This window comes from Longimicrobium sp., from assembly GCF_036280135.1.
GTDB lineage: Bacteria > Gemmatimonadota > Gemmatimonadetes > Longimicrobiales > Longimicrobiaceae > Longimicrobium.
Map to the genome: position 1 here is coordinate 1 of NZ_DASURI010000229.1, position 8,094 is coordinate 8,094.

Annotated in this window: 8 protein-coding genes; 4 read left to right on the forward strand and 4 right to left on the reverse strand. The window is 68.6% G+C overall.

The window, feature by feature from the left end; all coding sequences use genetic code 11:
- Together VFZ20_RS07035 and VFZ20_RS07040 are read right to left on the reverse strand one after the other, a co-directional pair.
- Positions 1-395 (reverse strand): DUF6602 domain-containing protein (locus VFZ20_RS07035; protein ID WP_329683135.1); only part of this gene is annotated, 395 nt, incomplete at its 3' end.
- 124 nt (positions 396-519) lie between these two features.
- Entirely contained in the window at positions 520-1,086 is a 567-nt protein-coding gene (locus VFZ20_RS07040; protein WP_329683136.1) for a hypothetical protein, read from the reverse strand.
- A 106-nt stretch (positions 1,087-1,192) separates the two neighbouring features.
- On the opposite strand from VFZ20_RS07040, the gene VFZ20_RS07045 reads away from it, so the two are divergent.
- The 4 genes from VFZ20_RS07045 (at position 1,193) to VFZ20_RS07060 (ending at position 6,753) form a co-directional block, all read left to right on the forward strand.
- Positions 1,193-2,365 (forward strand): hypothetical protein, encoded by a 1,173-nt coding sequence (locus VFZ20_RS07045; RefSeq protein WP_329683137.1) that lies wholly within the window; start codon positions 1,193-1,195, stop codon positions 2,363-2,365.
- Between the two features lie 189 nt (positions 2,366-2,554).
- Positions 2,555-3,871, forward strand: a complete 1,317-nt coding sequence (locus tag VFZ20_RS07050) for an HAD-IA family hydrolase (protein ID WP_329683138.1) — start codon at positions 2,555-2,557, stop codon at positions 3,869-3,871.
- Between the two features lie 58 nt (positions 3,872-3,929).
- Entirely contained in the window at positions 3,930-4,928 is a 999-nt protein-coding gene (locus VFZ20_RS07055; RefSeq protein ID WP_329683139.1) for a DNA-processing protein DprA, read from the forward strand.
- A 262-nt stretch (positions 4,929-5,190) separates the two neighbouring features.
- A complete protein-coding gene (locus VFZ20_RS07060) occupies positions 5,191-6,753 on the forward strand; it encodes a hypothetical protein (RefSeq protein ID WP_329683140.1) in 1,563 nt (520 codons plus the stop codon).
- A 232-nt stretch (positions 6,754-6,985) separates the two neighbouring features.
- Here the strand turns inward: VFZ20_RS07060 and VFZ20_RS07065 are convergent, their stop codons facing one another.
- Together VFZ20_RS07065 and VFZ20_RS07070 are read right to left on the reverse strand one after the other, a co-directional pair.
- Positions 6,986-7,396, reverse strand: coding sequence for a hypothetical protein (locus VFZ20_RS07065; RefSeq protein ID WP_329683141.1), 411 nt, complete (start codon positions 7,394-7,396; stop codon positions 6,986-6,988).
- 185 nt (positions 7,397-7,581) lie between these two features.
- Positions 7,582-8,094, reverse strand: a 513-nt coding sequence (locus tag VFZ20_RS07070; protein ID WP_329683142.1) for a hypothetical protein, incomplete at its 5' end; no start/stop codon positions are given.

Sequence of the window (8,094 nt, forward strand, 5' to 3'; positions counted from 1 at the left end):
ACCGCCCGCTCGCGCCGCATCCCTGCGGCCCGGTACGCCGCCTCGACGGAGTACTCCTTGCGGCGCGGCTCCGTGGGAGCGCCGTAGGCGAACACCCCCGTCACCAGCCTTCTGCGGGGGTTGCGCGGACCCTGGTGGACCAGCGCCGCGTTGTCCGCCAGCTTGCGAAGCGTCTTCGGGAGGGTGCGGCCGTCCGCGCTGGTCTTCACCTCGATGATCCCGAGCACCGCGTCGGGCGTGGCGAAGACCAGGTCTCCCTCCCTGTACAGGAGCGGAAAGCGCGAGTCGTAGAGCAGCACGTCAATCTGGGTGGAGCATAGGCCGCCGGTGACGACGAAGCCCCGGCCGACGTGCACGTGCGCGGGCACGTGCCTGGCGATGAACGCCCGCAGCACGGACTCTTTCCACTCCCCGTCCGTGAGGTAGTGTGCCCCGCCGATCAGGTTGCGGACGCGGCGTTCCAGGGCGAGGAATTCGGCGCTGACGGCCTTGTAGTGGCTGGTAGGTCCATGAAGAGGCTCAGGTGCCCTGCTGGGGATCCCGTTCCAGGCGGCGGGCGAGCAACCTGAACCCGTCCACCAGGTCCTGCGCCGCGGCCATGATGGTGCCGACCAGGACCTCGGCGCCGGCGGGAAGGGCGGCTTCGAGCTGGTCGGCGCTGCGCAGGATCGATGCGGCCCTTGCCGACCGGGAGCCCGCGCCGCGGCGCCGCCGCACCTGGGGCGGCTTGACGAGCGCAGCGCGGCCAGCTTCCGTGGCGGTGACGCGGTCTTGCCGCAGCGTGAGCAGTCCGCGCGACACGAGCGCATTGACCGTGCGGCCGTCGAGTCCCTCCGCCGGGACGGCGCTCTCGCTCCGCACGACCATGCGGAGCATCGCCGCCTGCCGGTCGTTCAGTTGCGATGGTGCGCCCGTTGCGGCACCGGCGACGGGCGCGGATGGGAAAACGAACCCGTCCGACACCGAAACCAGTTCGAGGCGCTGGAGCGCGCGCAGGACACGCCCGTCGACGCGGCTGGTGGGAATCTTTCCCGCCCGCCGGATCATGTCGAGAAGGTCCTGCTGGTGAGGCTTCAGGTCAGGCAACGTGGAACCGCGGCGGAGGACGACGCGAGTGGGCGCCGAATAACTTGGTGCGTGGGGCCGATGCGTCAAGCAGCCGGTGCCGAGGCTTCTCCCGGACGACTTTCAGATGCACGTACACTACTGGGCGGTAGGGCAGACCAGCCCGGCCCCCCTTTCGCTTCCCATCAACTTCATCAGCGGGTACCTCGCCGAGGACTGGCTTCCCTCCATCGTGCCGCCCCCGGGCTCGACGTTCATGGGCTGGCCCGCGAGCCTCATCCAGCCGGTCGCGGTGGGCGGGACTCCGTACTGGTCCCTCGACGCGGTCCTGGGCCGGACGGAGCGGCAGTGGAAGGGCGTCATCTCGTGGATGCTCGGCGTTGCGGGTGCCCGTCACCTGCTGGCGCAGGAGGGCTACAGGTGGATTGCGCCGGTGAGCGCGTTCTATCCGGGTGGAGGCGAAGTCGACACCGCGCATTGGCATCCGCGGTTCCCACCGGGGGCGGTGGTCGTGACCGGACCCAATCAGGGCACCAATCTTCGGCCGGACTACGTGGCCATCCGCCCGCGGCGGGTGACGGGGGTGCGGACCTGGGCCGCCGCGGAAGCGAAGGGGACAGGTGAAGCGCTCGACAGCGCGCTGAAGAACGCCTGCCCCGCGGCCTGGTACCGGCAGGTCAGGAACATCGCCGTCACGCTCCATGGACAGCCGCTGAACGTGCCGCGGCACATCGTCGCTGCCACGCGGGTCAATCCAAACGCGAAGCGGCCGCAGACCCGCTGCCTGCAGCTTCGCGGCTGGAACGCGGACGCGCCCACAGCGGAACCCCCTCCGCAGCTTGCGGTCGAGGTGGCTGCCGGGCACATGTTCGGCGTGTGCCTGAACCTGGGTCTCTGGATGAATGCACGTGCCATCGCGCTCGGCGTGGCGATGCGCGGCGCTGGCGCGGCTGCCCCGGACGACGCCGGCCGCCGCCTGGACGAGGTGCTCACCATCGGCCGCAGGGCGGATGCGGAACTCGTGGAAGAAACCGGCGCCACGCTGGAGGGTGATGCGGCAGGCGCCGGGGGCCTGCGCATCCTCAGGTCCGGCCTGGGTGTGCTGGAGGTGGAGATCACGCAGGCGACCATGTCGCTGATCCGCGCCCTGCGCTCCCCGGATCCTGACGAGGCCGCAGCCGCCCTGGACGACGCGGACGAAGTGCTCGACGAGTTGCACCCAGGGCTCCCGGAGGATGCGGGGGTGCTCCTTCCTTCGGGCTTGCGCGTCCGCTACGTGCCCTCGGAGAGAAGGCGCTGACGCGGGCTGTGCAGAAACCTGAATGATCCGGCGGAGGAGCCGGCGCGGGTGCGGCGACGCGGGGTTCGAAGGGCGGCATTCGTACCCACGCGGCGGGGGCGGCCCGGGAGGGAACCGTCTGCCGGCGTTGTTGTATTGCGGAATCCGCATGTTTCTGCCCTTCGGACCACGCCGACGCCGCTCGCTGCGATGCCCGACCCGTTCGCCCCCGACCCACGCCTCAAGGCCGTCATCTTCGATCTCGACAACACCCTCTGCGCGACCGACCATCTCAACCAGGTCCGGCTGAACGGCACGCGCGAGCAGCTCCAGCCACATCTTCCGCGGCTGTGCGCGTACCCGCAGCTGGATGCCGTCCTCGCGGAGCTGAGCCGGGTACTGCCGGTCGCGATCGTGAGCCGGGCGCGGAGCTGGTACACGGAAGACGTCCTGCGGCAGATCTTCCCGAACGTCCGCTGGGCGACGGTGGTGTCGTACGACGATGTGATTCTGCAGAAGCCGCACCCGGCCGGGCTGTTGCTCGCCGCCGAGCGCATGGGGATCGCGGACCGGAGGGGGGTGGCGTACCTCGGTGACACGAAGGATGACATGGAGGCCGCCTACCATGCGGGCATGCGGCCGGTGCTCTGTACCTGGGGTGCCGGGGTACAGCAGGGCTACTTCTCGAAGCAGATCATTCCGGACGCGGTGCTGGACCGCGTCGAGGACATCCTCGCCTACGTCCGCGATCCCGACGCCTTTCTCCCGCTTCTGGAGGCCCGGCTGGCGAAGCGTGACCCTCCCGCTGGAACTCGCCGCCAGCTGACGGAGTTCGCGGGGAAGGGGCCGCCGTTCGTCATCAACGTGCTCGGGCGCTATTTTTCGAACGCGGGCTCGACGCTCCACCTGCACGCGCAGCATGACCTCTCCCGCTGGCTCGAGCGCAAGGACGAGCCGGGACAGTTCGTACAGCAGCGGTTCGTGTATGCCGTCGCCGAGGCGGTCGAGGCCATCGGGAAGGAAGCCGACATCAACACGGTCACGGTGATCCCCTCGAAGGCGGGCGCCGAGCCGCGGATGGAGCGCCTGCTGGCGGCGCTTGGACCCTTGATGCGGCCGTACTACCCGGCGGTCGACTTTGTCCCGGATCTGCTCGCGTTCGCGCCGGATGCCCAGCGGATCAAGCACATGAAGCGCGCCGAGCGGCTGGAAGAGGTGGAGCGGTCGCTGCACCTCGTGAAGCCCGTCCCCGGACGGCGCGTGCTGGTGCTCGATGACGTGCTGACCGTCGGCGGGACCATGCGGACCGCGCGCCGGCTGCTCCTCGCGGGCGGGGCGGCTCACGTTGTGGGGCTCGCGCTGACGAAGACGATCGGGGGCGCCATGTTCAGGGTCGATCCGACGACCCGGCCATGCCCGGCCTGTGGACGCAACCTCGTCGTCATCCCCAAGCGGAACGGTGGGCGCTTCCGCGGGTGCGAGGGGTACTGGTCTGAGCCGAAGTGCCGCTACACCGAGAGCATCTAACCAGGCAGAACAACAGAACCAGCAGATGGCAGCAGCGAGTCGCATTACAGAGAAGCTGATGGTCCTGAGCGGCCTTCCGGGCGTCGGTCCGATGGCGTTGTCATCGGTGCTGCGGATCCCGCAGATCGCGGACAAGGATCTGGAGGAGATCGGACGGGCCAATCCCGCAGTCGCGAAGGCCCTTGCACAGCCAGGTGCACTCGATGCTGCGGAAGAGCGGGCGGCGAAGAACCTGCGTACCGCGCAAGCCGACGGCGCGATGGTCCTCTCCCCCGCGGACGCCGGGTATCCGCGCCTGCTGGCCGAGACGCACGACCGGCCCGTGTTCCTTTACGTGAAGGGGGATCTCGAGCCCACTCGCGAGCGCCCTGTAGGCGTGATCGGAACCCGTGAGCCGACGGAGCATGGGCAGATCATCGCCCGGCGCGTGACGAGCTATTTCGCGGAAAAGGGATGGAGCATCGTGAGCGGCCTCGCCCTGGGCATCGACGGGATCGCGCACGAAGCGGCACTGGAGGCCAAGGGCCACACGGTGGCCGTTCTGGCGCACGGGCTCGATACGATCACGCCGAAGCGGCACACGAAGCTCGCGGAGCGGATACTCGCGTCGGGCGGGGCATGGGTTACCGAGTATCCGTACGGCACCGCGCCATACGGTCCGAACTACGTGAAACGGGACCGCATCCAGGCGGGACTCAGCAAGGCCATCATCCTGATCCAGACCGACGTACAGGGTGGCAGCCTGCACGCGACGCGGGCGGCCCTCGGGTATGGCAGGGTCGTTGCCTATCCGGTGCCGACCCGCACGGACATCGACCGCGGCGAGCCGAAGATCCAGGGGGTTCTGAAGCTGCATCATGCGCCGCGCGCGGAAGTCGCGGACTATCTCCGCTGCTCGTTGGACGCGCTGGCCGGACTCCGGCCGATCGGCTCCAAGGCGGAGTATCCAGTACTGGAGTGGACGATCTTCCACTGGGAGGGCTCTCGGCGTGTGCCCGCGGCGGATCTCTTCGACCAGCCGCGCTCCGAGACAGTGCGTGGCGGGACGATTCGCTGACGCGCTACCGCAGGTCAGCAGAGAGAGGGGCCAGAAATTGGGCCGGGGAGAGACGAGTGCTTTCCCCGGCCCGTTTACGTCGCTGTGCGGCTCACGGTGCAGGACACGGAGGACGATGTCCGAATAATGAGGAAGGCGTCTGCCGTGCAGGTCTGCGGCCAATGCGTGCTGGACCGGCTGGGCTTCCAAACCACGAAACCCACCGCGGGGTACCACTGCTACGGCAGATCGGCAACACCCGCGCGATCCACGAGGCGGTGGCATGGGCGCCCACCCGAAGGCACGGTTGCAGGATGCACTTGAGACGGAGGCTGCACGGGTCTTCGTGCGGCCCCGGGCAGCAATGGCCAGGTTCTGGGCCGCGGTCGATTCGCAGGGTATCGTTCCCGCGCTCCGCGCCCTCGAGTACAATCCACCCGGCTTCGGTGCCATCCGCCGGGGGTGCCGCTTCTACTACCCCGGCGAGCGTTCGCCGGACTATTACGTGAACACGCTGATTCACCTCGCGGAGCAGGCATACGAAATTCGCGGTCCGCGCGACGGATACCTGCGCGTGCAACGGTACGGTTCAGTGATGGAGGAGCGGCTGGTGCTCAGCGAACGACGCCTCTCCCGGCTCATCGCCAGCAGCGGAGCGGGGCCGGAGGTGCTGCCGTGGCTGAAAGGGATCGTGGCGGCGTCCGGGCCGGAGGCGGCAGCGGCCGGGTTCGCCCAGCGCTTTCCAGCGACGCAATACTCCAACCCCTACCAGACCGTCTGGCGATGGGCGCGTCTTTACTCGGCCGTCGCCGATCCGGCTGGTACGCTGGCACACGCCGAGTCTTCGCTCCGGGAAGCATTCCAAGAAATCACTACTGATGCTGCCGCTGCCGAGGCGCGGTGGCGCGCACGTGCCGTGGTCGTGGGGCCGAACCAGGCTCTGCACGAGGTATGCTGCGACTCCAACCTGCGGTTCGAGGATGTCGCGCCCACCCGCCTGTTCCGGGCGGTCTACCGGCTCGGCCAAGCGGAGTCCCTCGCCAGGCATCCGATGCTACCGGACCCGGAAGTGGCTGCCGTTGCTCGCGAGGTGTGGAAGCGGCGGAGATCGCAGCGCCTTTCGCAGCTGACGAGGAATGCTAAGTCTCGAGCAGAAGACCTCTCCCGGTTGAGCCAGGCGCTGCGCGCCGGGCAGCAAGGGCTGTATGAAGCACGAAACGCGGCGCGTGCCGCCCTCGCCCAGGTCGTCGCTGATCCAGAGGCGTTCATTGCGGCGGTCGAACGACTTCCACGCGCGGAGCAGGACAGGGTCTGCGAGTCGCTTCGGGCTGATCCCGCAGCAACCATGGTTGGCGGTGTCGCGGTAGCCCTGAAGCCCGCGCGCCGGCCCCCCGTCCTTGCACGGGTGGTCGAGGCCGTCAGGAGCCGGTCCCCGGATGTACTCTGGAATCCGGATCCGTTCACAGACGCCCGTCGCCTGGCACCAGCGGGAGCCGCAGCAATGCAGCACGTGCTCCGGTCGCAATCCACGCTTCAGGCCACTACAATCGATGCGTGCAGACGGCTCGGTCTCGCACCGGATAGTGCCGTTGCCCACGTTGCCGATGCGCTTGACCGCAAGGCCGCCGCGCTGCGGATGCGCGCCACGGAGATGGCGGCTGTACGCGAGCGGCTCGGTCTTGTACTCGACGATCGGGCGATTGGGCGTGCGATGCTCTCGTTGTCGCCCGAGCAGCGCAGCGTTCTTGATCGCGGGCACCAGGCGGGTGTCGCTTACTTCGTCCGCCAGGCGGAGACAGGGCGCGAGCGGCCGGTGGCGCGCTCTGCGGGAGCCTGGTCGCTGTAGCTGGCCAACAAATAACCCGGCCGGGTTCGGTAACGCTCGCTCTCCCTGCGGATTCGGACCTGAACGAGGGACTCGCCGGTCTTACCCGCCGACCAGTTGTGCGCGGTGAACGCGCGCGGTCGCGGCAACCGAAACACTGCGCGCGCGGCCTTCGTCCCTCCACGGCTTCCTCGGCGCGGCCGGGCGCGAGCAGCTCCTCGCGTCTGCGTTGTACACGCCCCGGTTGAAGCGCTTACGCACGGGCGTACAGCCAGTCGGGCTCGCGAATCCCCATCCTGCGGTAGGCCTGCGAGAGCGCGGTCGTAATCCGCAGCCGCGCTTCGACGCGTGCTTCGCCGCGCAACTCGGTCAGTAGCGCGTCAATGTGCGTCTCGGGGTCCTCAACGGGCACCGGCACGTCATCATGCGTCGCTTCGGGAACCGGGTGGATTCGGTGCTCCCGGAGGTACCACTCGCAAAGGAGCGCGCGGTTCTTCGCGTAAGGCTCGGAGCCGTTCAGGAACTTTTCCAGCGAGGTATGCCGCATCCCGACCGCGCGGGCAACTTCGCGCACCGACGAGGCGTTCGCACGCGCATTGGCATATCTCCGAACCGCGGAGATGTCTACGTCTGGGAAGGGGAGTTCTCGCCTTGCCTCAGCCATGCCGGGCATCCTCCATGTCTGTTGGATCTTTTCCAATCCAGCTGAAACCGTTTCTCCGTTTCTTCTCGGGGTCGCGCGCGCAATCCTGCGAAGATGAGCGGGCCGGAGCCCGGCAGCACCCAGAGCACCGGTGCAACCGCCCGGCATGTTTCCCCAGTGCCGTCACCCCTGTCGGTGGCACGCCGCTAGTCCGTCCTGCCCTCCGGGCGCTCGTCACCTGCGGTGCGGTCCGGTGGCGGAGCGAAGCGCTCCTGCAGCACGTCGAGCCACGCGGGGGAATGCTGGCCCGCGCCCGTGTACAGCGCTGCCAGGTCTTCGATCAGCTTTCCGCTGATGCTCTCGCGGTCTGGAGCCTGGATCTCGTGCAGCAGGTGCTCCAGCGCCTGCTGCGCGGTTTCGGCGGTGATCTCGGAGTCCGAGACGTCCTGAAGCGCGGCGAACGTCTCCGCGAGCCGCTGAGCCCATGCCTCGCCCTGGCGCAGGGGCGTGAGCTGGCGCACAAGGTTCCGGAAGTCATCGGGGACGTCGGCGGCGGACGCGGCGAGAACCAGCACCGCCGCGAACCGTGCGAACTCGGACAGGCGTCCGTCGAGGTCCTTGTCGGGGGTGAGATCGCCCGCAGGCCACGCTTGCACCCACGCCGCCAGGTTGCTGGCGAGCGTCCGGAACACCTCCCGCACCTCCGCCTCAAAGAAGGT

What these genes read in the sequence shown, in the direction of transcription:
- VFZ20_RS07055 (WP_329683139.1), top strand. Translation starts at nt 3,930, where the DNA reads ATGGTCCTGAGCGGCCTTCCGGGCGTCGGTCCGATGGCGTTGTCATCG.
- VFZ20_RS07060 (WP_329683140.1), top strand. Translation starts at nt 5,191, where the DNA reads ATGGGCGCCCACCCGAAGGCACGGTTGCAGGATGCACTTGAGACGGAG.
- VFZ20_RS07045 (WP_329683137.1), top strand. Translation starts at nt 1,193, where the DNA reads ATGCACGTACACTACTGGGCGGTAGGGCAGACCAGCCCGGCCCCCCTT.
- VFZ20_RS07065 (WP_329683141.1), bottom strand. Translation starts at nt 7,396, where the DNA reads ATGGCTGAGGCAAGGCGAGAACTCCCCTTCCCAGACGTAGACATCTCC.
- VFZ20_RS07050 (WP_329683138.1), top strand. Translation starts at nt 2,555, where the DNA reads ATGCCCGACCCGTTCGCCCCCGACCCACGCCTCAAGGCCGTCATCTTC.